Here is a 26,363-nt window from a genome sequence, read left to right as displayed (position 1 = left end):
AGCCCCGTCGGAATGCTCATTTACAACTCGTAAACTCCGTTTCCTCAGGCCTTTTCGCCTTGTTTGACTCTAGCTCGCGAGATCGTGAACACCTTCTTAGGACGTCGCCGCCGGTTCGGCCAGGGAGCCGGCGGTCGCGCCCAGCAGGGGCGAATCCACCGGTAGACAGACCTGCAGGATACCCGGACGCACCTCAAATCTCACCCGGTCTCGCTTGACCGGTTCACCGTCGAGGTTCATGTCCAGACCTTCGGCGGCTTCCAGCTCCACCCAGGGCAGCCGCGCGCGGATAAACATCTCTTCGGTGCTGAAGCCCTTGCTGAGGAATTCGCCCAGGGTGCCGAGCACGTCCTGGGACGCCGGCAGGATGCCCACGTCGAGCAGGCCATCGTTGACCACGGCGGTGGGACAGAGCACATGGCCACCGCCGGCCTGGCGACCGTTGCCGATGCCCAGGGCGAGGAATTCACCCTCCCACTCGAAGCCGGGACCACGGAAGCGGCCATGGGCCGAATGCACCTCGGCGAAGCGGGTCAGGCCGGTGAGGAAGTAGGCCGCGCCACCCAGCAGGCGCTTGAGTTCGCCGGGGGTATTGGCCGTGACCTGGGAGCCGAAGCCGCCGGTGGCCATATTGAGGAACAGCTGGCCTTCCGCCTCGATCAGGTCGATGGCACTGGTCGGCCCATCCAGCAGCGCCAGGGCCGCCGCAGGCTCCACCGGCACACCCGCCGCCCGGGCGAAGTCGTTGGCGGTGCCCAAGGGCAGCAGGCCGAGGCGGGCCTGGCTGTTATTCTGCGCCATGGCTTCGGCCACGGCGCGCAGGGTGCCGTCGCCACCGGCCGCCACCAGGGTGCCATAGCCTTCGCGGGTCGCCTGCTCGACGAAGCGCGCGGCATCGTCTTCTTCCCAGGTCACCCGCACATCGATGCGATGACCGGCGGCACGCCGTTCGAGAATGGCCTCCCGAACGTCCTCGTTACCGGTTTCCTTGCCATTGAGAATGACCAGGGCTGCGTCAGCCAGGGTGCCTGTCGTCGTCATGTCTGTCGTCCAAGGTTGGCTCTGCGCGGCGAGATGCCGCGTCAGGTACCGGGCAGCGCCCGGCGAGCGAATCTGGAGACTAGGACTGTGGCCCAACGGCCACGTTCAGTCCTGACTGCCGGTTGGCTAGGCCTTGAGCAATTCGGCCAACGGGATGAAGCGCACCGGATCACCGGCGGCGAAGGTACGATCCTCACGGATCTCCACCAGGCCATGGGCCCAGGCCGCCGTCTGCAGCACATTGGAGCCCTGGTTGCGATGGGGTACCGCCCGGCCATCTTCCAGCCGCGCCCGCTGGTATTCGCGGCGCGCACCGGCACGCGGCCAGTCGAACCCCGCCGGCACCTCGACGCTCAGCGGTGCCACGTCGATCTTGCCGGCCCGGCGCAGCAGATAGGGCCGTGCCAGCAGGCCGAAGGTCACCAGGGTGGACGCCGGATTGCCCGGCAGGCCGATCAGCGGAATGCCACGAAAGCGTCCGCAGGTGAGCGGCTTGCCCGGCTTGAGCGCCAGCTTCCACAGGGTCAGCTCGCCTTCTTCGCGCAGGGCCTGGCCCAGATAGTCGGCCTCACCCACGGAGACACCGCCCGTGGAAAGGATCAGATCGGCCTGCAGCGCGCCCAGCCGCCTGCGCGTCTCGGCGAGATCATCCGGCAGGATGCCCTGGTCCGACACCTCGCAACCCAGCCGCCGCAGCCAGCTGATGAGCAGGACGCGATTGCTGTTGTAGATCTGCCCCGGACCGAGCGGCTGTCCGGGCGCCACGAGTTCATCGCCGGTGGACAGCACCGCGACCTTGAGGCGGCGAAAGACGTTCAGCTGGGCACGCCCGAGGGACGCGGCGACCCCCAGCTCCGCCGGACCCAGGGCAGTGCCGGCCGATAGCACCTCGTCACCCACCCCGGACTTCGTTGCCACGGCGACGGATGTTGCGCCCTGGCCGCAGCTGCTCGACGAAGCGTACCCGACGGTCGTCCAGCACCTCGGTGTTCTCCTGCATCTCCACGCAGTCGGCACCCGCCGGGACGGGCGCGCCGGTGAAGATGCGTGCACAGGTGCCCGGCTCCAGGGGCGCCGGTGCCTGGCCAGCGAAGATGCGCTGGGAGACCCGCAGCGGCTCGCCCTGCCAGTCGTCCAGGCGCAGGGCATAGCCGTCCATGGCACTGTTGTCCCACGGCGGGAGATCCAGGTCGGCTACCAGGGGCGCGGCCAGGATACGCCCGTCGGCGTTTTCCAGGGCCACCTGCTCATGGGGCAAGGGACCGTCTTCGGCCGCCAGGGCCAGCAGCCGGGCCAGGGCCTCTTCCAGCGCCAGCAGGCTCATCCGCGTGGCCCGCAGGGCTCGGCCTGCTTGAGATGCGGCACGAAGTTGCAGGGGCGATGACGGTTGTCCAGCTGTTCGCCGAGGATGCCGTCCCAGGCGGTACGGCAGGCGTTGGTCGAACCCGGCAGGCAGCAGACCAGGGTGCCATTGGCGAGGCCGGCCAGCGCCCGGGACTGCACGGTGGAGGTGCCGATGTCGGCCACGGAGATCTGGCGGAACAGTTCGCCGAAGCCATCCACCTGCTTGTCCAGCAGGCAGGCGACGGCCTCCGGGGTGCTATCGCGCCCGGTGAAGCCGGTCCCGCCGGTGATCAGCACCACCTGCACCTGGTCTTCGGCGATCCAGTGGGCGACCTGGGCGCGGATCTTGTAGAGGTCATCCTTGAGCAGCACGCGGTCGGCGAGGAAATGGCCGGCGGCCTCCAGGCGGTCGACGAACAGCTGACCCGAGGTATCGGTCTCGAAGGTGCGGGTGTCGCTGACCGTCAGGACAGCGATGTTCAGCGGTACGAAAACCGCCTCGGCTTTGTGGCTCATCTGGTTGGACTTCCGAAGAGTGCGAAGGAAAGGGTGCAGCGGGAAGACCGCTGGACGGGCAGCGGGTTTCCCGAAGGGGGTGAGCATTGGACTGGCAGCGACCGGAAGGTGGCCGCTCCGACAGTGAGGGCGGCTGTCGACCCCGATCGACGTGAAGATCCGAAAAGGCTGCATCATCACAGCCTAGAGGAAAAGCCGACGCCCCTTCAACCGAGCGGGCGCCGCTGGCGTGACCTAGCGCTGGCGTTGCTCGCCTTCGGCGTGAGTCTCCCACTTGATGGGACGCGGGTCGGCGATGTCGTTGGCATCCTGACTGAAGCGACCGTATTGCGGGGCGATGTTCGGGTCTTCCTCCCAGGTCGCCTGCTGGGTGAAGGTGCCGGCCTTGCGATCGAACGTGAGGAAATGCCGGGCCGTCTTGCCGCCCCAGTCCGCGGAGGGCAGGGAGATGAAATCCACCTGGTACTTGTCGTCGGTCAGCTTGCCGTGCACCACGTAGACGCCATAGTGCTCTTCGCCGGGCGAGATGATCTTGTAGACGCCATTGCTGTAGTAATAGAGGGTGGCGTCGGGATAGGGCTTCTTCTCGTAGAGCTTCTCGTAGAACAGCTTCTGCCGGACGGTCGGCTGGCCAAAGGTGACCTTGATCGCAGGGGGTTCACCACCGCCGGTGCCAAAGGCGGGCAAGGCAGCCAGGGCCAAAGCGGAAAGCAGCATCGTCTTCATCGTTTGCAAACTCCTTCTGGGCAGGGACTCCCCGCCACCGCGCGGCAGGGATCAAAGGTGTCTAGCACGCCCCTTTGCACGGGACGCGCTCGAGTCTAGCCCAGCCGTCCCGCCCGGATAAAGCCCGCTCTGGTCAGCCGCCAGCGGTGAAACCGGGCTAGGATGGCCACCCGTTTCCCGCGTCCGCAAGCCCGAGGCCTCCTGCATGCCACTGCTCCCCTCCTCCATCCTCATTCTGGCCGGCGGTCGCGGTCAGCGCATGGGTGGGCGCGACAAGGGCCTGGTGGAATGGCAGGGCCAGCCGCTGGTGGCCCAGGTGCAGGCTGCGGTGCGGGCACTGACCGATGATCTGGTCATCTCCTGCAACCGCAATGCGCCGCGTTATGCCCTCTGGGCCGACCAGCTGGTGGCCGATGAGCAACCGGACTTTCCCGGTCCCCTGGCCGGCATCCTCGCCGGACTCGCCGTGGCGCGGCATGACTGGGTGCTGCTGCTGCCCTGCGATGCACCGCGAATAGATGCCGCCCTCGCCCTGCAGCTGCTCGCTGCGGCCCAGGCGAGCGCGGGCCCGGTGATGGCGCGTCAGGGTGGCTACTGGCAACCGCTGTTCAGCGCCCTGCCCCGGCGCCTGTTGCCCGCCTTGCGCCAGGCTTGGGCGGACGGCGAACGCAGTCCGCGAGGCGCCCTGCTGCCACTGGGCCTGACTGCCGTGGACTTCGCCGAAGACGATGTCCGTCTGGCCAACTTCAACGATCCCGCGGCCCTGGAAAACGGGGTTTGAACCTGGCGAACAATTAGGCCAGAGGGCGTGACCCAGCGGTTCCGGGACGAACTCGGCCCCGCACCCGCGGTCCTAAGCCCGCTTGGTTGCCAAGAAAGGAGACCGTCACATGAACAAGCACCTGCTCCCCGCCGCCCTGCTGGTCGTCGCCAGCGCCCTGCTCGCCGGCTGCTCCACCCCCAGCGTCATCACCCTGAACGATGGCCGCGAGATCCAGGCCACCGACACGCCGAAGTATGATGACGACTCGGGTTTCTATACGTTCAAGCAGCTCGACGGCAAGCCGACCCGCATCAACAAGGACCAGGTTCGCACCATCAAAGAGCTCTGATTCCTGCCCGGCGCGATTTTTTTACCTAACCCCTTGTGCTTGCATGAGTTTTAGGTAGAATGCGCGCCATCCATTACGGAGCGTAGCGCAGCTTGGTAGCGCGTCTCGTTCGGGACGAGAAGGTCGCTGGTTCGAATCCAGTCGCTCCGACCAATCTGATCCGCAAGGATCACCCCAAAGCCCGCCCAGTGCGGGCTTTGTCGTTTCTGGTGGTTCCATGACGTCGCCACCGCACCGGTCAATCATGATCAGCGCAAAGCCGACTACCAGGCGCAGAGCGATACGTTGATAGCCCTCGGCAAGCGGGTGGAGAAACACCGCCCCGCTGCCAGTACAGCCCGCCACGGAATCTGAGACAGCCGGCACCGAATGGTGAGCGGCCTTCAACGCTGCCGATGGCGAGCCGAAGTTGGATTTCCTGAAGGTGAAGCACGCCGAGCTGGCCGAGCGCTAAGAGGAACTGGCAAGCGAACTGGAGCCCAGCTATCTACTCGCCCAAGTGGAAACGGCCTATGCCCGTCGGGCCCAGGACAGTGCCCAGAAGAAGGCCATGGCGCTCTATGGCGACTACCGACTCACCATCGCCTCGGCGGCGCTGTTCGCCACGGACGAAGGTCGCAACTGGCTCAGGCTGGTAAGGGGCCAGGAGGCCAAGCATCTACGGGCCGTAATCAGCGAGGGCATCATCGGCGACGGCCAAACCGCCAAAGGTCAGCGAGAGCGTAGGCAGGTAGCAGAAGAGCGCTTTGCGAGGGGCCTGGTGACGCTGATGGCCACGGCTGCCATAGTCGTCGAGCCGGCTGAAGCGGATCCGCTCGAGCAGACCTTGCTCGCACTCGAACTCACGGCCTACGAGCTGGCCGGCCAACGCGCAACGAACGCGATCGCGCTGAACCGCCAGCGTGCCGAGGCACAAGCGCTGCTCGAGCAGCAGGGCCAGCAGCACAGCGCCTAGCTCTTCCTGGCCAGCGACAGGCCGCCTACGGGCGGCCTTTTTACCTACCAACTAAACCGACCGGCTCACTGCAGATGTTGCTTGAGCAACTGACCGGCCTGGGTCAGGGCAGCCTGGACCTCGGGGACCTTGGCCAAGGCGTTGAGCAGGCCGTAGTCGTGGATCATGCCGTTGTAGCGCACCTGGACCACGTCCACCCCGGCGGCGTTGAGCTTACGCGCATAGGCTTCGCCCTCATCACGCAGCACGTCGTTCTCGGCGGTCTGCACCAGCGCCGGCGGTAGCCCCTTGAGCTGCTCTTCGGTGGCGCGTAGCGGCGAGGCGTAGACATTGGCGCGCTCGGTCTCGCTGGTGGTGTAGTTGTCCCAGAACCACTTCATCATGTTGCGTGTGAGGAAGCGGCCCTCGGCATAGGCCTGATAGGACGCGTTGTCGAAGCTGGCATCGGTCACCGGCCAGAACAGCACCTGATAGCGCAGCTTGGGCGTGCCCTTGTCCTTGGCCATCAGGCTGACCACCGCGGCCATGTTGCCACCGACACTGTTACCGGCCACGGCCAGGCGACTGCCATCGACGTTGATGTCCTTGCCATGTGTGGCGACCCACTGGGTGGCGGCATAGGCCTGGTTGATCGCCACCGGGAAGTGGGCTTCCGGGCTCGGCGTGTAGTTGACGAACACCGCCGTGGCGCCCGAGGCGACCACCAGGTCACGCACCAGGCGCTGGTGGGTAGGGAAATCACCCAGTACCCAGCCGCCGCCGTGGAAGAACATGAAGGCAGGGGTCTGGCCCTTGGCGTTGGCCGGTCGGACGATGCTCAGCTGCAGCGGCTTACCGTCGACCTGGATGGTTTTCTCGGTGGTTTTAACGCCGGAGAGGTCGACCTTGACGCCGGACTGGGCGCCGGAAAGCACCGCCCGCGCATCCTTGGGCTCCAAGGTTTCGATTGGCTTACCGCCACTAGAATTCAGGGTGTCTACGAATCCCTGCGTGGTCCTTTCCAACGCAGGGTCAGGCTGTGTTGCCGCGAAGGCGGTACTCAAAGCCAAAGTGAGGGCAGAAAGACTAAGCAAACGGACAGCAGTTCTCATCAGCAACAACTCCTCAGCGAAGGACGCATGACGTTTCCAAGTGAAACGCCTCGGCTTCCGACCAACTGACCCTAGATCAGGATTTGCGGGCCTTCCAGGCGCTACAAGACCATTCATCGACGTTCAGTCGCCCTGTCCCGTTCAACGCGCGCCTGCGACCGCGCGCCATCGCTCCGCACCTAGCGCGCGCCGTTGTCCCCCCGCCACACCTGCGGGCTAAATGTGTCGGTTTTTCCGCACCCCTGCGGTGGATTGAACACAGCGCGCCAACTGGCTTTGAGCGATAGCAAAGGACTAGACAAATCCCTGCGATTCCCTGCAGCACCATGGACTGCCGGCCGCTTGCTTGTCACCCTTCCCCCCGCGCAATATGACTCATCATTTTGTGAGAGCACTGCGGCAGGGAAAGCATGATAACCATCGATACGGTAAGGATTAGCGGGTTTCGAGGCATCAAGAGATTGGAAATCACCCTCGCCCCGACAACGATCCTTATAGGGACCAACAATGCGGGGAAATCCTCAATTCTCAAAGCATTGCAGCTCGCGCTTGGCGATTACGGACGGTACTTGTCGGAGGAAGATTTCTTTATTGACCCTGCCGACATTCGTACCAGCGAGATACTAATTGATCTCAGAATAAAGCCGCTCAGCGGAAATTCGACAAGCGGCAATTTCTCCAACTCTTGGACTCTGGAATTCAGCGATCACATAAAACAAGAGGCAAACGGAGATCAGTTCCTAGCCTTAAGAACAAAAGTCGTTCCAGACGATACAAAAGGAGGATTTGAAGTCAATCGACATACACTGGAATCCTGGGTTGAATTTGATTCTTGGCCAGCGCAAAGAATAAAAGAAACAAAGCTTTCCAGTAGATTTCAATCGATACCACTTATACCCATCGAAGCGCAGCGAGACATACACTATGAACTCAAAGAAAAAACATCCTTTGTAGGAAAAGTACTGTCTTCGATAAAGTACAAACAAGAACACATAGCGAGCCTTGAAACACTTATAAGGCAAACCAACGATTTAGCTATAGAGCAAAGCGCTGAGCTTAGCTCTTTAAAAAAACACTTAAACACACTTTCCAAATCCTTCAACGGCAACGGAACTACTGAACTAACACCATTCCCTAAAAAGATTAGAGACTTATCAAAGAACTTCACAGTCCATTTTGGCGAGAGCAGGCAAACTTTTTCCATGGAGTATCATGGAATGGGGACCCGCAGCTGGGCATCAATGCTCACCGTGAAGGCATTTACTGAAATGACAAGCCTTAGACATAGCGAAGAGGAGGAACCTTTCTTTCCAATAATTGCTGCTGAGGAACCCGAGGCACACCTCCATCCAAACGCTCAACGAACGCTTTTTAAGCAGTTATCCGAAACGCTCGGACAAAAGATAATTAGCACCCACTCCCCCTATCTTGCGGGGATGGCAGACATCATGAGTGTTCGATCACTACGAAGAACTTCAGACGGGTGTGTGGCCAGCCAGCTCCTATACCAAATAACTATTGAAGAGAGAAATATTCTAGCTCGCGAGGTAATAAACAAGCGAGCAGAGTTACTTTTCGCAAGAGCAGTAATTTTGTGCGAAGGCATTACCGAGGAACAGATATTGCCTGCTATGTTTGAAATTTTCTGTAAGGAAAATCTTCACGAGCTAGGAATATCATGTGTAAGTGTAGGAGGTAAAAATTACTCCCCTTACATCAAGCTAGCTTGTAGCCTCGGAATACCAACGGTAGTCATAAGCGACAATGATGGAAGTACAAAAACAGAAATATCCGCTCAACTCAGAAGAATAAAAAAAGACACTAAGCTTTTACTGGAAAACGATTGCTTTGAGATTTTCTATCTCAACGAAAACAATGACTTTGAAGCAGAACTTTTAGAAATAAATAGACTCAGACCCGAAATTGTCGATTCGCTTGTAATGTGCGAAACGAAAGGCTCAGATAACGAACGTTATAAATCATCAAAGCTCAGAGAAATATCTGCGAAGCCTGATGAAGAAATTATTCAACTCATGAGAACAAACAAAGCCTCATACGCTGGTTATCTTGGCGAGATATTAATAAAAAATCCGAATCAGCATGAAGTCAATCGCTTGCTACCCAAAGCGGTACTCGAAGCATTTACTGTGATCAAAGAGTGGTTCCAAGAATGATTTATTTATCTGAAGCTCAAAAATCCATAGTAAATGCACCGTTAAACCTGAATCTGCAAGTCTTAGCTACGGCTGGCTCAGGCAAAACAAGGGTCCTAACCGAAAGAATCAGGACACTTTTAGGCGCATCCAAAAAGGATGGCGTGATCGCTCTGACCTTTACAAACTTAGCCGCAAGTGAGATGCGGAGCCGTCTGGAAGAATTCAGCGATCTAGACAACAGATGCTGGATTGGAACAATACATTCCATAGCGCAAAGGATTGTGGATCAATACGGCCATGCTATTGGCCTCCCTTCAGAACTTCACATATACGAACGCGAAGAAGACAAAAAAGCGCTATTTATTCAGTCTATTCTTGAGGAAGGGATCAGCGTAGATGAATATTTAGGAACTGCTGATGAAAAAGATCGCTCCAAAAAGATTCGCTTTTTTATGGATAGTTTCTCCACAATCAAACGATCTCTAATGACCGAGGCGGAAATATTCGATAAATTTCACTCTCAACCAAAGCTGATTTTAAGCCTTAGAAAATACCAAGAGACACTTTTACGAAGTGGAGGAATGGACTTCGACGATATCTTGGTTTACGCGCACAAAATACTAGTAGAACAAAAATGGTGCGGTGACATCTATAGAGCAAAATACAAGCATATCTGTGTTGATGAAGCCCAGGACCTCAATAGAGCACAATACGAATTTATTAAAGCATTTGCGGGCGATTCGACTAAAAGCATATTAATGGTCGGCGATCCAAACCAAATGATTTTTGGATTTAACGGGTCATCTAACAAATTTCTTTGCGAACATTTCCCAGTGGATTTTAAGGCAAAGCACTATACGTTGGATGCGAATTATAGGAGCACAGCGGAAATTGTAGCTCTTGCCAATAAAATCTATCCTGGCTCTCAAAGATTGAACGCAACGCCTTTGCAAGGGAAGAGGCTATATAAAGCGTGCGAAGATGAAAAAGTAGAAGCAACATATATATGCGACCTCATCGAAAGCACTTTGAACTTACGGCACGACCCCGAAATAGAAGGCGAGATATCCCTAAATAAAATGGTTGTGATCGGACGAAATAAGTTTGTTTTTTCAGCACTAGAAAATGAGCTTTCAGGAAGAAAAATTCCATTTTATCGCGCTAAAGGCGACACAGGACGTGCGCCTACTTCCATGCTCTGCAAAACTATAGACTTAGCGATACGCTTAAAATTAAATCCTAAGGACTGGATTGATGGCCAGAAGTTATGCACCGCCCTGGACGTATCAGCGCGAGAAAACTGGAACGACGCTGACACACTTTTCCAGATAGCTACGGAGGTTGCACGGCGTGGCGACCCTCTTAGCATACTTGCTTCTCAGGCACTCATAGGTGTGCATAGCTTAGATCTCGAAAAACCGAACATTCCCAAGCTCATAGCTCAGACCGAGGCATCCCTAAATCAGCTAGCCAGTTCAGGCACCGATCATTTATCTTCCGAACTAGAACGCGCCTTTGCCGAGCTTGAAGAAATTAGAAACTGCTGGCTCATCTTTAGAAAAAAGGGATTAGGCGAGCGTTTATCCTCATTTAGAAACGCAATGTCTCTTGGACAATTGCATGAGCCTCCTGAGCCAAATGGCATAGCAATAAGCACAGTTCACACAATGAAAGGGCTCGAAAAAGATATCGTCTTTTTGATGGGCATGTGCGAAGGGGTCTTTCCTGATTATCGTGCGAAGAACGACATAGAAATAGAAGAAGAGAGAAATAACGCTTTCGTAGCTCTCACGCGTGCTAGACGATGGATCGCACTTACATGGCCTTTGAAACGGAAGATGCCGTGGGGAGATACGAAGCTTCAGCGCCCATCGCGATTCCTTAGGGAGATGGAGCTAGTCTGACCAGACGATCAACCCTTCAACTCCAGATCACAGCCATCGGCAGTGCTTATGAGGGTGACAACGAATCCAGCATGTACAGCTTCTAAGCTCAACGAGTCGCTGTGTATGCCGCCATGTATGCCGGAGCTTGATGAAGCTGAAGCAACCCATATCCCATGCGGCTTCTAGCGCTGAATATTGACGTAGTCGCTCGACCAATCTGATCCGCAAGGATCACCCCAAAGCCCGCCCAGTGCGGGCTTTGTTGTTTCTGGCGTCTGGCAATCTGCCCTCTCCGCGCTCACCCCCTTTCCTCCTGTACGACCGCTCCCACAGGCGTCGTCGTGGTCTCCGGCATGCCAAACCGAGAAGCGGACGTCTCGGCGGTGGATTGTCCGCGCCCCAAGGGGGCGACGAGATCGCCTTGTCCGCCCCTGCCTGCACAGCGACAGACCGCCTACGGGCGGCCTGGCTTTTCCACGGCTTCAAGAGTCCCCTTGCTGTCAGCGGCGCAACACGAAGCAGCCGGAGCGCGCTGGCCAGGCTCAACGATGACCGCTGGCGTCTTACCGCCGCAGCAGGAAGGCACCGGCGGCGCTTGCATCGGAGCGGCTTGCAGCTCCTGCACTGGCACTCCCTGTCCTTCCGAAGCAATACGCCACGCGCGGTAGGCTTCACGACTGACCTGCCAGGCCGAGTGCAGGAACAGCGCGGCGATGGCCAGACCGACCAGGACGTCTGGCCAGAGGCTGCCAGTGACAGCCACCAGGATGGCAGCCAGCACCACGCTGGTATTGGCGACCAGATCGTTCCGTGAACAGATCCAGGTGGACCTCATGTTCAGATCGTCCGCGCGATGGCTGTGCAGCAGGTAGAAGCAGTAGGTATTGGCGAGAAGCGCGACGAGTCCGACCGTGCCCATCCAGTCGGCCTGGGGCACCTCCTGCAGGATCACCTTGCGCACCGCGTCCGTGATCACCAGCACGCCGAACAGCAGCATGAAGCCGCCTTTCACCAGGGCAGCACCAGCGCGGGCTCTATCACTTCGATGCAGCACGAACAGCGTCAGCGCATAGACCGAGGCATCGCCGAACATGTCCAGGGAATCCCCGAGCAGCGCCGTCGAGCCGGCCAGCCAACCGGCCGCGAACTCCACCAAAAACATCACCGCATTGATCGCCAGCACACTGTAGAGCACGCGACTCTGGCGACCTCGCAGCTGAGCCAGCTCGCTGGCCTTGTCTTCGCAGCAACTGTCCACGGCACTCTCTCGGCAACACTCAGGATTTGCCCTAGGCTGAAGGTTATAGTCGCTATAAGGTCAAGGCCATGAACGCTCCTACGTACACCATCGGTCAGCTGGCCAAGGCCACGGATACCAAGACCGTCACCATCCGCTACTACGAAAAGGAAGGCTTGCTGCCGTCCTCGACGCGCTCTGCGGCCGGCTACCGGCTGTACGGCCCGACCGAACGGGATCGGCTGCTCTTCGTCAGACGTGCCCGCATGCTGGGCTTCAGCCTGGATGAAGTCCGGGAGCTACTCGGCCTGGCGGATCGGCAGCAGGCGCCTTGCGCTGCCGTGGATAGCCTCGTGGCAGAACACCTGCGGCAGGTGCGGCAGCGGCTTGCCGATCTGCAAGCCCTGGAGAGCGAATTGCAGCGGCTGTTGGCGTGCTGCCACGGCGGGACCATAGCGGAATGCAGGATCATCGAGTCGTTGGCTGGTACGCCGATGCCTGGAGGTGGGCGGGACCTTGGCTAGAAGGCGCATCCACCTGCGAGCTTGCACCCCAAGGCCCGCCAAGTGCGAGCTTTGTCGTTTCCGGCGTCTGGCTTTGGCGCCCGCTCAGAAGCGCCTCTCCCCCTCTCTACCGCCGACTTAGCGCCAGCTTGGCGGCGAACAGCAGGAAGACTACCCCCGTTATCCGATCCAGCCAGCGGACCACCGCGGCCTTGCGCAGGGCCTCGCCCAAGGTGCGAGTGGCACCGATCAGTGTCAGGGACCAGAGCAGGCCCAGCGCCACATGGATGGCGACCAGGCCGAAGGTCCAGGCGATCAGGGGTTGGCCCTGGGGAATGAACTGGGGCAGGAAGGACACGTAGAAGATGCCGACCTTGGGATTGAGGATATTGCCCAGCATCCCCTTGAGGAACCAATTCGAGTCTGTGCCGCCCTCGCCTGCCGTTGGCGTGAGGGTCGTACGAGGGCGCAGCAGCAGGTTGAGGCCGAGCCAGCAGAGGTAGGCGGCGCCACAATACTTCAGCAGCGTATAGGCCAGTTCCGAGACCGCCAGCAGCGCGCCCAGGCCGAAGGCCACGGCGGCGCCCCAGAGCAGGCAGCCCGCGTTGATCCCCAGGGCCGCACGCCAGGCCTGGGCGCGTCCTTCGACGGCGGCGGTGCGCAGGATCAGCGCGGTATCGAGGCCTGGTGTGACGGTAAGCAGGGACGCGGCCAGGGTGAAGGCCAGCAGGTTATCGGCGAGGGCCATGACAGGGCTCGTTTCGGCTGGGGGCTTGGAAACGGTAGCACGGGACAGGCCGGCGATCAGCCTGCTCTCGAACCGCCATGGCCGCCCGCAGGCGGCCATGGCGAGGCTCAGCCGGCGGCGCGGAAGGCCGGTTCCTGCTCGGCGATGTAGCGCGCGGCGGCGCGGCGGGCTTCCAGTCCGAAGGCCTGGGGATTGCGATCGACGATGCGCTCCAGGGTCCCGCGAGGGATGCCGTCGGCTTCGAAGTCGGTGCGGCACTGCAGGGCGCCGGCGTGGCAGACGTTGCGCTCGACCGCCTCGATCAGGCCACCGGCACGCAGGGTCTTGACGATGTTATGGGGCAGGCGCCGACTGCGGCGCAGGGCGGCCGTGGCCGTGGCCAGGACGTCGAGGATCTCGTTTTCCACCGGGGTGAAGGGGCCGTTGCCGAGCTTGCCCTTCTGCATCAGGTAGCGGCGCGAGAGCAGCCTGCCCTGGCGTTCGAGGGCTTCGCGCGCGGCCAGGTCGAGGCGACCGCGGCTTTCCAGGCTGCGCTCCAGCGCAATGAGAAATTCCCAATCGGTGATCTGAGAAATCTGGGTGATGACTGCGTCCATGAAGCGCTCCTTGCCAGTCGGGAATAGATGGCACATTGATAGCGTTCAAGGCTTTTGGTTCCCTGCAAAACGGGCATGCCGACGGACGTCATATCATTTGGCCAGTCGAAACGGGGTACTGCCGACGAGCGCGTCTATTCGGGGGACGAAAGGAGGCGTGACCAGGTCAGGGCGGCAGGCCGGCTCGGGCAGGTTGCGCCACCCATGAAGCAGGCCCCTAGCGACGCGGCAGCAGGCTCTCGACCAGTTGGCTGAGGTCGGCCACGCTCCAGGGCTTGGGCAGGAAGGCCGCCCGGCGCGGCAGGATGGCGAGATCCTGGTCGATGTAGCCGGAGATGATGATGAAGGGGATCGTCGGCCAGCTCACAGCGGCAAGCTGGGCGAAGGCCAGGCCATCCAGCATGCCCGGTACGTTGACATCGGCGATGACCATCTTGGTATCGCTGCCGCGGGTGTCCATGTGAGCCAAGGCCTCGTCACTGGAAGCGACCGCCACGACATCCAAGCCCTGTTCGGTGAGAATTTCGGTCAGCAGCTCGCGCTGGCCCGCATCATCTTCCAGAACAAGAATTTGTCTTTGTATTTCAAGGCTTCTCGGCTTCATGGCAGGTCAGACAGCGAAGGCTGAAGAGGTTCTCCCGAAACCTACCTAACGGTCACCTGAGGCAGGTGAGCGGTACACTGGCAAATGGCCGCCAAAGCCGCGCCACGCTTGGCTTTCAGCTCCGAAAAGGGCGATGCCAGACCGCCTCGTGAGGGGTGCGGATGAAGTTTTCTCGCCGCTTGGCTGTCTGAGGGCCAAGACGCCCAATTTTGCCTGCCAAGGATTCCGCCTCCGTGAGCCAGAAGCACCCACCCCGCAAGGCGCGGGTCGACAATTCCGCGACGAGCGATGTTTCGCACGAGGGCAAGAACATCTTCTTCGCCGCCGTGGAAACCACGCGGATGCCGATGCTGATCACCGACCCCAATCAGCCGGACAACCCGATCCTGTTCGCCAACAATGCCTTTACCGACATGACCGGTTACGGGGGTGGACGAACTGCTGGGACGCAACTGCCGTTTCCTGCAGGGGCCGGAGACCGATCGCTCGGTGGTCGCCCAGATCCGCGAGGCGGTGGAGCAGGAACGCGAGATCTCGGTGGAGATCATCAACTATCGCAAGGACGGCTCGACCTTCTGGAACGCGTTGTTCGTCTCGCCGGTGTACAACGATGCGGGCGAGCTGACCTATTACTTCGCGTCCCAGCTGGATGTCAGCCGGCGGCGCGACGCCGAGGATGCCCTGCGCCAGGCGCAGAAGATGGAGGCGCTCGGCCAGCTCACCGGTGGTATCGCCCACGACTTCAACAACCTGCTGCAGGTGATGATGGGCTATATCGACATCATCCAGCGCACCGCGGAAAAGCCCAGCTTCGACCAGGAGCGCATCGTCCGCAGCGCCACCCATGCCAAGTCGGCGGCGGAACGCGCCAGTACCCTCACCCAGCAGCTGCTGGCCTTTTCGCGCAAGCAGAAGCTCGAAGGCCGGGTGCTCAATCTGAACAACCTGATCCGCACCTCCCACGAGTTGGCGGAGCGGACCCTGGGCGACGTGGAAATCCGCACCCGGCTGGAACCCGAACTGTGGAATTGCCGCATCGATCCGACCCAGGCCGAAGTGGCGCTGCTCAATATCCTGATCAATGCCCGGGATGCCCTGGCTGATCGCCCGCAACCCAGCGTGGGCATCGAGACGCGCAACGTCGAGGTGCGCGAACTGGCGAACATGTCCTACGACGGCCTGATGCCCGGTCGCTATGTCAGCCTGGCGATCACCGACAACGGTCATGGCATGCCCGCCAGCATCCGCGATCGGGTGATGGACCCCTTCTTCACCACCAAGGAAGAAGGCAAGGGCTCGGGGCTGGGTCTGTCGATGGTCTATGGCTTCGCCAAGCAATCCGGCGGTACGGTACGCATTTATTCGGAAGAAGACGTCGGTACCACGCTGCGCCTGTATTTCCCGGTGGATGACAGCCTCGTCACCCATCAGCAGGCGGAGCAGCGTTCGGACCGCCGCAGTGGTACGGAGCGCATCCTGGTGGTGGAAGACCGCCCGGATGTCGCCGAACTGGCCAAGCTGGTAATGGAAGACTATGGCTACACCGCGCAGATCACCTTCAATGCCAGCGAGGCGCTCAGGGTGCTGCGCGAAAGCGAGCAGCCGTTCGACCTCCTGTTCACCGACCTGATCATGCCGGGCGGCATGAATGGCGTGATGCTGGCGCGGGAGGTGAAACGCCTGCACCCGGGGATGAAGATCCTGCTCACCACCGGCTACGCCGAAAACTCGCTGGAGCGCACCGATATCGGCGGCTCGGAGTTCGAGGTGATCTCCAAGCCCTATATCCCCAACGATCTGGCGCGCAAGATTCGCCGGGTGCTGGATGGGCCGAACGGGATCGCCTGATCGCAACGGCTTGGCGAGGCTGCACTGTGTCGGAGTGGCCGGCGGCGGGCCAGGGTATTAGACTTACTATAATTCAGTGCGGCTCTGGTCTCCGCCGTCGACTCCCGGCGTGACATCATCACTGCCCGCACCTTGCCGCCGGATTCTCGGGCCTGCCCGGAGCTCAGGCTGGGCCGCGGCCATGCTGTCCCCTTCGCTTCCGCCACCTTGAGGTCCGGTCACCCATGAATTCCCCTAGCCCGTCAATTATCGCGACAGGCAATACCGGTCTGGACCAGGTGTTGCGCGGCGGCTTACCCCGCGATCGACTCTATCTGCTGGAGGGTACACCGGGGTCGGGCAAGACCACCCTGGGCCTGCAGTTTCTCTTTGAAGGGGTACGCCGGGGCGAGTCGGTGCTCTACATCACGCTATCGGAAACCAGCGAAGAGTTGCAGAGCGTGGCCGAGTCCCATGGCTGGAGCCTGGAGGGCGTGGAGCTGTTCGAGCTATCCGCCGCCGATGCGGTGCTGGGCGGTGCTCAGGAGCAGACCATCCTGCACCCCTGGGAATCCGAAATGGGCGATACCATCGAGCTGATTCAGGCGCGGGTGGATGAACTCAAGCCGAGTCGGCTAGTGTTCGACAGCCTGTCGGAGATGCGTCTGCTGGCCCAGGATCCCCTGCGCTATCGGCGCCAGGTGCTGGCGCTCAAACAGTTCTTCGCCGGGCGCGGCATCACCGTGCTGCTGGTGGACGACCTGACCACCAGTCCAGGCGGGCGGGACAACCACCTGCACAGCCTCTGCCACGGGGTGCTGACCCTGGAGCGCCTGACCCTGGACTTCGGCGCTGCCCGCCGCCGCCTGCAGATCCAGAAGCTGCGTGGCCGAGATTTCGTCGCCGGCTATCACGACTTCACCATCCGCCGGGGCGGGCTGGAGATCTATCCGCGGATCATCGCTGCGGGGCACTACGAAGAATTCCTTGGCGCCGTCGTCCCCAGCAACATCCAGGACCTGGACGCGCTGCTGCACGGCGGGCCCTTGCGCGGTACCAGCACCCTGATCACCGGTCCGGCGGGGGCCGGCAAGACGACGCTCGCCCTGCAGTTCGTGATGGCGGCCTGCGCGCGCGGGGAAAGATGCGCCGTATACGAATTCGACGAACGTATCGGCACCCTGCTCAAGCGTGCGGAAAGCATGGGGATGCCGCTGCTGCGCTATATCGACGAAGGTCTGCTGGTGGTTCACCAGATTCATCCCGCCGAGTTGTCGCCCGGCGAATTCGCCTGGCGCGTGCGGCAGGACGTCGAGGAAAACAACTGCCGGATGCTGGTGCTGGACAGCCTCAATGGCTACCTGGCGGCCATGCCGCAGGAGCAGCAGCTGATTCTGCAGTTGCACGAATTGCTCTCCTACCTGAGCCAGTCCGGGGTGGTGACCTTCCTTATCAATCCCCAGCATGGCCTGGTCGGCTCCATGACCTCCAATCTGGATATTTCCTACATTGCCGATACGGTGGTGCTGGTGCGCTTCTTCGAAGCGCACGGCCGTCTGCGCAAGGCCATTTCCATCCTCAAGCACCGCGGCGGCGGGCATGAGGATGCGATACGGGAATTGCGCATCGATACCCAGGGCATCCGGGTGGGTCAGCCGCTGGTGGACTTCCGTGGCGTGCTGACCGGCACCCCGGAGTATTTCGGTGCCAGGCAGCCCCTGATGGAAGAGCGCGATTGACCGAGTCCAAGACGCCCGCCTGCGAACTGATCATCTGTGCCCCGCTTCGCGGTGACGCGGCCAACCTGCAGCGGCTTTTTACCCAGGGCTATCTCACCCGCTACGTTGCCAGCCTCGACGAGGTCGCGGCGGCCCTGGGCGACGACACCGGCATCATCGTCTTTACCGAGGAAGCCCTGCGCCAGGACCTGAGCGCCCTGGCAGAGGCTCTGGAGCGGCAGCCCACCTGGTCGGATATCCCGCTGGTATTGCTGGCTTCCGATGCCAAGCGCTCGGGGCGTGGCAACGATCTCCTGCGCCGACAGCTGCCGGCGGCGACCACCAACCTGGTCATCCTCGAACGGCCGCTGAGTGGCGCCTCGCTGCTGAGCAGCGTCGCGGCGGCCTGGCGGTCGCGCCTGCGTCAGTTCGAGATGCGCGACCGCCTCGCCGAACTCGCCCAGGAACGCGAGCGCCTGCAGACGCTGCTGGAGAATCTGCCGGTCGGGGTGTGCTTCATGGATGCCGAGGGTCGGACCCTGGTCAGCAATCCCTTCTATGAGCAGTACGTGCCGGGTCAGCACATTCCTTCCCGGCAGCCTGGGGAGGTGTCGCGCTGGACCGCGCTCGACGACAGTGGCCGACTGTTGCCACCCGAGCGCTTTCCGGGTGCTCGGGCGCTGGCTGGCGAGCGGGTCAAGGGCCAGGATTTCTATCACACCAGTGCAACCGGCGAGGAATCCTGGCTGCGGGTGAGCGCAGTGCCGCTGCACGACGCCGGCCGGCAGATCATCGGGGCGACCACGGTGATCGCCGATGTCAGCGACGAGAAGCGCGCCGAACTGGCGCTGCGTCGCTTCAATGAAGAACTGGAACTCCAGGTCGCGGAGCGCACCCGCACCCTGGCGCTTACCCTCAGCGAATTGCAGCGGGAAACCGCCGAGCGCAATCGCGCCGAAGAGCAGTTGCGCCAGTCGCTGAAGATGGAAGCGGTCGGCCAGCTCACCGGCGGCATCGCCCATGACTTCAACAACATGCTCACCGGGGTGCTGGGCGCCCTGGATTTGATGAAAATCAAGAACAAGGGACAGCTCGCCGGCCTGGAGCGGTACATGGAGGCCGCGCAGCATTCGGCGCACCGGGCGGCCGCCCTTACCCAGCGGTTGCTGGCCTTTTCCCGCCGGCAGTCGCTGGAGTCCCGGCCGATGTCCGCCAACGAGCTGATCCTGGCGCTGCAGGAGTTGTTGCAGCGCACCGTGAGCGAACAGATCTCGGTGGAGCTGGCGCTGGGCGAGGATCTACCCTGGATCCTGGCCGATGCCAACCAGCTGGAGAATGCGCTGCTCAACCTGGTGATCAACGCCCGCGATGCCATGCCGGATGGCGGTGTCGTGACCCTGGCGACTTCGCTGCTGACGGTCACCGAGCCGGGGACGGACGACGAGGCCCTGGCCCCGGGCGACTATGTCTGCATCGAAGTGCGGGACAGCGGGACCGGTATCCCGGAGCGGCTGCTGGACAAGGTGCTCGAACCCTTCTTCACCACCAAGCCCCAGGGCCAGGGCACCGGCCTGGGGCTGTCGATGGTCTATGGCTTCGCCCGACAGAGCAATGGCCGTCTTACCCTCGCCAGCGATGCCAGCGGGACGCAGGTCTGCGTCTTCCTGCCGACGGCCGAGCAACGCCACGAACCGAAACGGAGCGACCCGGCGGAACTCACCCAGGGTGCCGGCGAGACCATTCTCCTGGTGGAGGACGACGTCGCGGTCCGGCTGGTCAATCAGGAGGCCCTGGAAGCCCTGGGTTATCAGGTGTGGAGCGCGGCCGAAGGCAAGGCCGCGTTGCGCCTGCTGGATCAGATTCCCCAGCTGGACCTGCTGGTGACCGATGTCGGTCTACCAGGCCTCAACGGTCGCCAGCTGGCGGAGGTCATCCAGCAGCTCAGGCCGCGGCTGCCGGTGCTGTTCCTTACCGGCTACGCCGAGGGCGCGCTCAGTAGGAACGCCTTCCTGGGTGGTAACATGGAGCTGATGACCAAGCCCTTCACCCTGGACCAGCTGGCCGCGCAGGTCGCCGCCATGCTGGCCGGGTCCGCCAATCGGGCAGTGGTGCCCTCCTGAGGTCGGCGCCGCCCCGCGACCAGACCAAGGCACCCATGACCACCCAGATCCGCCCCGCCCGCCGCGAAGACGCCACCCGCATCCACGAACTGATCGTCGAACTGGCCGACTATGAAAAGGCCGTTCATGAGGTACTGGCCAGCCCCGCTCAGATCGAGGCCACGCTGTTCGCCGCCGATACTCCGACCCGGGCGCTGGTTGCCGAGCACGACGGCGCGGTAGTGGGCTATGCCGTGTATTTCTACAGCTATTCCACCTGGCTGGGCCGCAACGGCATTTACCTGGAAGACCTCTATGTGAGCCCCAGCGCCCGCGGCACCGGCCTGGGCAAGGGGCTGCTGCGCGAACTGGCTCGGGAGGCGGTGGCCAACGACTGCGGCCGCCTGGAATGGAGCGTGCTGGACTGGAACACCCCGGCCATCGACTTCTACGAAAGCCTGGGCGCCAAGGCGCAGCGCGAGTGGGTGCGCTATCGCCTGGACGGCGCGGCGCTACGGGATTTCGCCGAGAGTGGGCGCTAGGATTCACAGGTTGGGTCGAGCGCCAGCGAAGGCCGACGCGATGGAACGCGACATGGGTAATGGCAGTTGCGGTCAGGACGATCCGCTGCTGCCAGGAGCCCCTAATCGCGGCCATGGGCCGCTCCTACAGATCTTGATTCTCCTGTAGGAGCGGCCCATGGCCGCGATCAGCGCCGTAGCGTGGAAAACGGCGCAGCCTTTTCCACTGGGGACTTCGGCGTGGGGGGCGCCCTCACCCCAACCCTCTCCCAGAGGGAGAGGGCTGTCCGCGCAAGCACCAGCGTCGTAGCGTGGAAAACGGCGCAGCCTTTTCCACTGGGACTTCGGCATGGGGCGCGCCCTCACCCCAGCCCTCTCCCAGAGGGAGAGGGGGTTGTCCGAGTGAGGATCAGGTCTTTGCCAGTCCTGAAAAATCGCCAGCGACTGGCATGAGCCTGTCCGCATCGGCGGACCGCCCTGACCGCCACCCGTTACCGATCCGCCAACTCCACCTGCGCCGGGCGGCGCTGCATCAGCACCTTGCCGTTACGGATGGAGTACAGCGGCAGGCCCTGGCTGCGGACCATCTCGTAGTCGCTGTCGGCGGAGAGCACCAGCAGGTTGGCTGGCCGCCCCTCCTCCAGGCCGTAGCGATCGCCCAGGCATAGGGCCTTGGCGCTATTGACCGTGACCAGGTCCAGTGCCGATTGCAGGTTGCGATAGCCGAGCATGTGGCAGATGTGCAGCCCTGCTTCCAGCACGCGCAGGATGTTGCCGTTCCCCAGTGGATACCAGGGATCGACGATGGAATCCTGGGCGAAGCAGACATTGAGGCCGGCCTCCAGCAGCTCGTTGACCCGGGTCACGCCGCGGCGCTTGGGAAAGCTGTCGAAGCGGCCCTGCAGGTGGATGCTCTCGGTCGGGCAGGAGATGAAGTTGATGCCGGCATGGGTCAGCAGGCGGAACAGCTTGGCGCAGTAGGCGTTGTCGTAGGAGCCCATGGCGGTGGTGTGGCTGGCGGTGACCCGCGAACCCATGCCGCGGCTGCGCGCCTCTTCGGCCAGCACCTCCAGGAAGCGCGAGTGGGGATCGTCGGTTTCGTCGCAATGGACGTCCACCAGGCAGCCGGTGCGCTCGGCCAGGTCCATGAGGAATTTCACCGAGCTCACCCCCTGGTCGCGGGTGTACTCGAAGTGCGGGATGCCGCCGACCACATCGGCGCCCAGGCGGATCGACTCCTCCATCAGCTCGCGCCCATTCTTGAAGGACTCGATGCCCTCCTGGGGAAAGGCGACGATCTGCAGATCGATCAGGTGCCGGGTTTCCTCGCGCACCTCCAGCATGGCCTTGAGCGCGGCCAGCGACGGATCGGTGACATCGACATGGGTGCGCACGTGCTGGATGCCATGGGCGGCCAGGGCGCGGATGGTGCGCGTGGCGCGGGTCTTGGTGTCTTCCTGGGTGATGGTGGCCTTGCGCTCGCCCCAGCATTCGATGCCTTCGAACAGGGTGCCGCTCATGTTCCAGCGCGGCTCGCCGGCGGTCAGGGTGGCATCGAGGTGGATGTGCGGCTCGACGAAGGGCGGCACCACCAGGTTGCCGGCGGCGTCGAGGTCGTCCGGCCCTACCGCGGGCGGCATCAGTTGCTCGGCGATGGCGGCGATGCGTCTGCCTTCCAGGCGGATGTCATGGAGGCCTTCGCGGTCACGCAGGCGGGCGTTGAGGATGCGCATGGTCGATCTCCTAGAGCGAAGCGGGGGCGGCGGTACGACGACCGCGACTCAGGCCATTGAACACGCCATAGCCGAGCGCCGCCACCCCGATGCCCACCAGGGGCGCGACCCAGGGTGAATTGAAGGCAGCCAGGGTGCCCAGCCCATAGGCGGCCAGGCCCGGCCAGTTGTAGTGCGGCAGGCGGGCCTCGGCGAGCAGCGGATAGCGGCCGCGGTGGCGCAGCCAGAAGTCGGCGACGATCACCCCGCCGATGGGCGGGATCACCGTGCCGAGCAGCACCAGATAGGGCACCAGCAGGTCGTACATGCCTAGCAGCGCCAGGGCGGTGCCGATCAGGGCGCCGGCCAGGGTCACCGTCTTGCGGCGGCTGGTGCGCACCAGGTTGCAGCCGGCCACGGCGAAGTTGTAGATGGTGTTGTCCTGGGTGCTCCAGATGTTGAGCAGCAACATGGCCAGGGCGGCGGTGGCGAAGCCCTGCAACATCAGCACCTCCACTACGTCCGGTTGCTGGTAGACGATGGCGCCATAGGCGCCGATCAGCACCATCAGGCCGTTGCCGAGGAAGAAGCCGATCAGGCTGGCAAGTACCGCCACCCGCGTGGAGCGGGCGAAGCGCGTCCAGTTGGTGGCCTGGGTGGCACCACTGACAAAGGTGCCGAACACCAGGGTGATGGCGGTGGACAGGTCCAGGCTGCTGCTGGGCTGGATCGCCAGCAGGCCGGCCAGGCCGCCGGCCTTGGTGGTGGTCACGCTCATGGACAGGATCAGCAGCAGCGCCATGGCCGGCACGGCGATCCAGGAGAGGATCTCCAGGCCCCGGTAGCCGATGTAGGCGGTGGCGCAGAAGCCCAGGCCGAACACCGCCATCAGCGCCAGCACCGCGCCCTGCTCCAGGCCGAAGTACTTGCCCAGCACCACCGCAGCGGTGGCCGTACCCCAGGCGTACCAGCCGATCTGGGTGAAGCCGAGGATGAGGTCGCACAGCTTGCTGCCGCGTTCGCCAAAGGCGAAGCGCCCCATCAGCACCGAGTTGAGGCCGCTGCGACAGGCGATATGGCCGAGGGCGGCGGCATAGAGACCCAGCAGCAGATTGCCGAGGGCGATGACCAGCAGCAGGTCGGCGAAACCGAAGGCCACCCCCAGCTTGCCACCGGCGAACATGGTGGCGGTGAAGAAGGTGAAGCCCAGCAGCACCATGGCCAGGGAGGCCAGACCCTTGCGGGCGTGGGGCGGCACTTCGCTCAGGGGATAGTCGTTGCCGGCGTTGCTCATAAGGGACTCCTCGGGATGGACGTGCCTGTCCTGTAGCAGTGCCCATGCCAGCTCCTGCCAAGGGGCGTGACAGAGCCCAGGGGCCCGCAACGAATCCATTACCGGGGCCCGCCTTTGGTGCAAGGCGGCGCTCCGTGCCTTGGCCAGGGGCAGTCAAGTGTGAGACGGTTGCCGCGGCCGTCTCACAAGGAAAAGATCATGACCACGCCACGCCTCGCCGTCCTGGGTTCCGGTCTCATGGGCATCGGCATCGCCGTGCATCTGGCGCGCCACGGCCATGCCGTGCGGCTGCAGGACGTCGACCCCGTCCGCCTCGCCGAGGTGGCAGCCACCGCGCGCACCCTGCTCGCCGAGCTGGAAGAAGCCGACATCGCGGTGGACACCGAGGCGGTGATCGCCCGCCTGACCACCACCACCGACCTGGCCGATCTCGCCGACTGCGACCTGCTGTTCGAAGCCGTGCCCGAGCGCCTGGAGCTCAAGCACCGGCTCTACGCCCAGCTTGAAGCCGTGCTGCGCCCCGATGCCCTGATCGCCAGCAATACCAGCGGCCTGCCACCGGACGAGCTGGCCGCGCACCTGCACCATCCCGAGCGCCTGCTGATCGCCCACTTCTGGAATCCGCCGCACTTCATCCCGCTGGTGGAGCTGGTGCCTGGTACGGCCACCCTGCCCGCCCATCTGGAATCCGTGCGCCAGCTGCTGGAGGCCGCCGACCTGGAGGCCGTGGTCTTGCAGCACGCCATTCCCGGCTTCGTCGGCAACCGCCTGCAATTCGCCCTGCTGCGCGAGGCCCTGCACATCGTGCAGAGCGGCGCGGCGGATGCCGAGACGGTGGACCGGGTGATGCGCGCCTCGCTGGGCCGGCGCTATGCCATGGTCGGTCCGCTGGAAGCGGCGGACATGGGCGGCCTGGACACCTTTCGCGACATCGCCAGCCACCTCTGGCCAACCCTGGCGCGGGACGAGGCGCCGCTGCAGCTGCTGGAAGATCAGGTGGCGGCCGGCCGTACCGGCCTGCGCAGTGGTGCGGGCTTTCACGAGTGGGACGCGGCGCGGCGCGAGCGTATCGTCCAGCGCCGGCTGCACCAGCTGCGCCATGCGCTGAAGCCATGAGTCGCACCTCGCCCGGCCTGCCGGACCTGGAGGACTACGCCGAGATCCGCCAGCGGGCGATCCGCTCGCTGTTCGAGATCATCGAGCAGACCAGCAATGGCACGGTGATCGTCGACCGCGAGGCGCGCATCGTCTGGATCAACCAGAGATACGCCCAGCACTTCGGCCTGCCGGATGCCGCCGCCGCCATCGGTCAGCCGGTGGAACAGATCATTCCCCACAGCCTGCTGCGCGAGGTGGCGCGCAATGGCCAGCCGATCCTGCTGGACATGCTGGAGACCCGCAACGGACCGCTGGTGGTGATGCGCCTGCCGATCCATACCGACGAAGGCGAGTTGATCGGCGCCATCGGCTTCGCCCTGTTCGACCAGCTGCAGCAACTGGCGCCGCTGGTGACCCGCTACCTGCGCATCCAGGAAGAGCTGGCCACCACCCGGCGCTCGCTGCAGCATGCACGCACCGCCAAGTATGGTTTCGGCCACTTCGTCGGCAGCGGACCGGCCAGCCTGGAGGTCAAGCGTCGCGCCCGGCGCGCCGCCGCCAGCGAGGCCGCGGTGCTGCTGCTGGGCGAGACCGGCACCGGCAAGGAGTTGCTGGCCCACGCCATCCACGGCGCCTCGCCACGCGCCGGGCGGCCCTTTGTCAGCATCAACGCCGCGGCCATTCCGGAAAGCCTGCTGGAAGCGGAATTTTTCGGTACCGCGCCCGGCGCCTTCACCGGCGCCGAGCGACGGGCCCGCCCGGGCAAGCTGCAGATCGCCCAGGGCGGCACCCTGTTTCTCGACGAGATCGGCGACATGCCCCTGGCCTTGCAGGCCAAGCTGCTGCGGGTGCTGCAGGAAAAGGAGTACGAGCCGCTGGGCTCCAACGAGGTGCTGGCCTGTGACGTGCGCATGATCGCCGCCACCTCGCGTGACCTGGACGTCGCCGTGGCCGAGGGGCGCTTTCGCGCCGATCTCTATTACCGGCTCAATGTCCTGCCGATCCGCATTCCACCGCTGCGAGAACGCCTCGACGACCTGAGGGTGCTGGCCGAGGCCATCCTCGCTGACCTGCGCAAGCTGAACGGACAGCCAATGCCCGAATTCACCACCGACGGCCTGGCGCTGCTGCAGCGCCAACCCTGGCCCGGCAACGTGCGCGAGTTGCGCAACGTGCTTGAGCGCGCCGTGCTGCTGGGTGACGACAGCCAGCTGGATGCCACGGCGCTGACGGCGGCCCTGGGCATCGCCCCCGCCCCCTCGACGACCGGCGAGTCGGTCAGTTACCGGACCGGCGAAACCTATGCCGAAGCGCGCCAGCGCTTTGATCGCGAACTGCTGCAGGGCGCCCTGGCCGCCTGCGGCGGCAAGGTGGACGAAGCCGCGCGCCGCCTGGGTCTGGGGCGGTCAACGCTGTACAAGAAGCTGGTGGCGCTGGGGCTGATGTCTCAAGCATGAGACCTATCCATATATAGAGACGCAGTATGTAAGAGCGGCCCATGGCCGCGATAGATCGTTTATCGCGGTCATGGGCTGCTCCTACAGAGTCACGGCGTAGACTGGTTTGAAACCGCTTTATC

Annotated in this window: 22 protein-coding genes, 1 tRNA gene and 2 pseudogenes; 14 read left to right on the top strand and 11 right to left on the bottom strand. The window is 62.7% G+C overall.

What is annotated here, in order from left to right; translation table 11 throughout:
• Window positions 1-96: 96 nt before the first annotated feature.
• The 4 genes and pseudogenes from yegS to QE444_RS11340 form a co-directional block, all read right to left on the bottom strand.
• The gene (gene yegS, locus QE444_RS11355) at window positions 97-1,041 is read right to left on the bottom strand and encodes a lipid kinase YegS (protein WP_273861116.1); all 945 of its coding nucleotides are present in this window, start codon (window positions 1,039-1,041) and stop codon (window positions 97-99) included.
• Window positions 1,042-1,167: 126 nt separating this feature from the next.
• Window positions 1,168-2,365, bottom strand: a pseudogene (gene glp / locus QE444_RS11350) (gephyrin-like molybdotransferase Glp).
• Window positions 2,362-2,901 (bottom strand): molybdenum cofactor biosynthesis protein B, encoded by a 540-nt coding sequence (moaB, locus tag QE444_RS11345; RefSeq protein WP_273861118.1) that lies wholly within the window; start codon window positions 2,899-2,901, stop codon window positions 2,362-2,364. The pseudogene glp and the gene moaB overlap by 4 nt, the downstream one beginning before the upstream one ends.
• Before the next feature lie 234 nt (window positions 2,902-3,135).
• Window positions 3,136-3,627 (bottom strand): hypothetical protein, encoded by a 492-nt coding sequence (locus QE444_RS11340; protein WP_187978942.1) that lies wholly within the window; start codon window positions 3,625-3,627, stop codon window positions 3,136-3,138.
• 205 nt (window positions 3,628-3,832) lie between these two features.
• On the opposite strand from QE444_RS11340, the gene mobA reads away from it, so the two are divergent.
• The 4 genes from mobA (at window position 3,833) to QE444_RS11320 (ending at window position 5,694) form a co-directional block, all read left to right on the top strand.
• The gene (gene mobA / locus QE444_RS11335) at window positions 3,833-4,408 is read left to right on the top strand and encodes a molybdenum cofactor guanylyltransferase MobA (RefSeq protein WP_273861119.1); all 576 of its coding nucleotides are present in this window, start codon (window positions 3,833-3,835) and stop codon (window positions 4,406-4,408) included.
• Between the two features lie 109 nt (window positions 4,409-4,517).
• The gene (locus QE444_RS11330; RefSeq protein WP_059314378.1) at window positions 4,518-4,739 is read left to right on the top strand and encodes a YgdI/YgdR family lipoprotein; all 222 of its coding nucleotides are present in this window, start codon (window positions 4,518-4,520) and stop codon (window positions 4,737-4,739) included.
• A gap of 76 nt (window positions 4,740-4,815) precedes the next feature.
• Window positions 4,816-4,892 (top strand) — tRNA-Pro (locus QE444_RS11325).
• Between the two features lie 397 nt (window positions 4,893-5,289).
• A complete protein-coding gene (locus tag QE444_RS11320) occupies window positions 5,290-5,694 on the top strand; it encodes a hypothetical protein (RefSeq protein WP_309738558.1) in 405 nt (134 codons plus the stop codon).
• Window positions 5,695-5,759: 65 nt separating this feature from the next.
• On the opposite strand, the gene QE444_RS11315 is transcribed toward QE444_RS11320, so the two are convergent.
• Entirely contained in the window at window positions 5,760-6,785 is a 1,026-nt protein-coding gene (locus tag QE444_RS11315) for an alpha/beta hydrolase (RefSeq protein ID WP_184291056.1), read from the bottom strand.
• A gap of 410 nt (window positions 6,786-7,195) precedes the next feature.
• On the opposite strand from QE444_RS11315, the gene QE444_RS11310 reads away from it, so the two are divergent.
• Together QE444_RS11310 and QE444_RS11305 are read left to right on the top strand one after the other, a co-directional pair.
• On the top strand, window positions 7,196-8,959 hold the full coding sequence (locus tag QE444_RS11310) for an AAA family ATPase (protein ID WP_309738555.1): 1,764 nt from the start codon (window positions 7,196-7,198) through the stop codon (window positions 8,957-8,959).
• Window positions 8,956-10,845 (top strand): ATP-dependent helicase, encoded by a 1,890-nt coding sequence (locus QE444_RS11305; protein ID WP_309738553.1) that lies wholly within the window; start codon window positions 8,956-8,958, stop codon window positions 10,843-10,845. Before QE444_RS11310 ends, QE444_RS11305 begins: the two co-directional genes overlap by 4 nt.
• A 436-nt stretch (window positions 10,846-11,281) precedes the next feature.
• On the opposite strand, the gene QE444_RS11300 is transcribed toward QE444_RS11305, so the two are convergent.
• A complete protein-coding gene (locus QE444_RS11300) occupies window positions 11,282-12,085 on the bottom strand; it encodes a cation diffusion facilitator family transporter (protein WP_309738551.1) in 804 nt (267 codons plus the stop codon).
• A 68-nt stretch (window positions 12,086-12,153) separates the two neighbouring features.
• On the opposite strand from QE444_RS11300, the gene QE444_RS11295 reads away from it, so the two are divergent.
• Window positions 12,154-12,588: a helix-turn-helix domain-containing protein gene (locus QE444_RS11295; protein ID WP_309738549.1), complete on the top strand. Its 435-nt coding sequence runs from the start codon at window positions 12,154-12,156 to the stop codon at window positions 12,586-12,588.
• 106 nt (window positions 12,589-12,694) lie between these two features.
• Here QE444_RS11295 and QE444_RS11290 read toward each other — a convergent pair whose 3' ends face one another.
• From QE444_RS11290 to QE444_RS11280, 3 genes are all read right to left on the bottom strand, one after another.
• A complete protein-coding gene (locus QE444_RS11290) occupies window positions 12,695-13,315 on the bottom strand; it encodes a LysE family translocator (protein WP_273861122.1) in 621 nt (206 codons plus the stop codon).
• A 107-nt stretch (window positions 13,316-13,422) separates the two neighbouring features.
• The gene (locus QE444_RS11285; RefSeq protein ID WP_133859468.1) at window positions 13,423-13,911 is read right to left on the bottom strand and encodes a hypothetical protein; all 489 of its coding nucleotides are present in this window, start codon (window positions 13,909-13,911) and stop codon (window positions 13,423-13,425) included.
• Between the two features lie 217 nt (window positions 13,912-14,128).
• Window positions 14,129-14,434 (bottom strand): response regulator, encoded by a 306-nt coding sequence (locus QE444_RS11280; protein WP_252977303.1) that lies wholly within the window; start codon window positions 14,432-14,434, stop codon window positions 14,129-14,131.
• On the opposite strand from QE444_RS11280, the gene QE444_RS11275 reads away from it, so the two are divergent.
• From QE444_RS11275 to QE444_RS11255, 5 genes and pseudogenes are all read left to right on the top strand, one after another.
• Complete coding sequence (locus QE444_RS11275) at window positions 14,372-14,539, top strand: hypothetical protein (protein ID WP_252977327.1); 168 nt, start codon at window positions 14,372-14,374, stop codon at window positions 14,537-14,539. The two genes, QE444_RS11280 and QE444_RS11275, sit on opposite strands and share 63 nt — an antisense overlap.
• 317 nt (window positions 14,540-14,856) lie before the next feature.
• Window positions 14,857-16,363, top strand: a pseudogene (locus QE444_RS11270) (histidine kinase famiy protein).
• 224 nt (window positions 16,364-16,587) lie between these two features.
• Window positions 16,588-18,081 (top strand): ATPase domain-containing protein, encoded by a 1,494-nt coding sequence (locus QE444_RS11265; RefSeq protein WP_309738546.1) that lies wholly within the window; start codon window positions 16,588-16,590, stop codon window positions 18,079-18,081.
• Window positions 18,078-20,180 carry a response regulator gene (locus QE444_RS11260; RefSeq protein WP_309738544.1) on the top strand — a complete coding sequence of 701 codons (2,103 nt, stop codon included), beginning with the start codon at window positions 18,078-18,080 and terminating at the stop codon, window positions 20,178-20,180. The genes QE444_RS11265 and QE444_RS11260 overlap by 4 nt, the downstream gene beginning before the upstream one ends.
• Before the next feature lie 35 nt (window positions 20,181-20,215).
• Complete coding sequence (locus QE444_RS11255) at window positions 20,216-20,701, top strand: GNAT family N-acetyltransferase (RefSeq protein ID WP_187978933.1); 486 nt, start codon at window positions 20,216-20,218, stop codon at window positions 20,699-20,701.
• Between the two features lie 470 nt (window positions 20,702-21,171).
• On the opposite strand, the gene codA is transcribed toward QE444_RS11255, so the two are convergent.
• On the bottom strand, window positions 21,172-22,413 hold the full coding sequence (gene codA / locus QE444_RS11250) for a cytosine deaminase (protein ID WP_309738542.1): 1,242 nt from the start codon (window positions 22,411-22,413) through the stop codon (window positions 21,172-21,174).
• A 10-nt stretch (window positions 22,414-22,423) separates the two neighbouring features.
• Window positions 22,424-23,686 carry a cytosine permease gene (codB, locus tag QE444_RS11245; protein WP_187978931.1) on the bottom strand — a complete coding sequence of 421 codons (1,263 nt, stop codon included), beginning with the start codon at window positions 23,684-23,686 and terminating at the stop codon, window positions 22,424-22,426.
• A 198-nt stretch (window positions 23,687-23,884) separates the two neighbouring features.
• Between codB and QE444_RS11240 the strand changes: the two genes are divergently transcribed.
• Together QE444_RS11240 and QE444_RS11235 are read left to right on the top strand one after the other, a co-directional pair.
• Entirely contained in the window at window positions 23,885-24,802 is a 918-nt protein-coding gene (locus QE444_RS11240; protein WP_309738538.1) for a 3-hydroxyacyl-CoA dehydrogenase family protein, read from the top strand.
• Window positions 24,799-26,241: a sigma 54-interacting transcriptional regulator gene (locus QE444_RS11235; protein WP_309738536.1), complete on the top strand. Its 1,443-nt coding sequence runs from the start codon at window positions 24,799-24,801 to the stop codon at window positions 26,239-26,241. Before QE444_RS11240 ends, QE444_RS11235 begins: the two co-directional genes overlap by 4 nt.
• Window positions 26,242-26,363 lie beyond the last annotated feature (122 nt).

Source organism: Pseudomonas sp. SORGH_AS_0199, assembly GCF_031453735.1.
Classification (GTDB): domain Bacteria; phylum Pseudomonadota; class Gammaproteobacteria; order Pseudomonadales; family Pseudomonadaceae; genus Chryseomonas; species Chryseomonas aestiva.
This window is presented reverse-complemented; position numbering and strand designations above follow the sequence as displayed.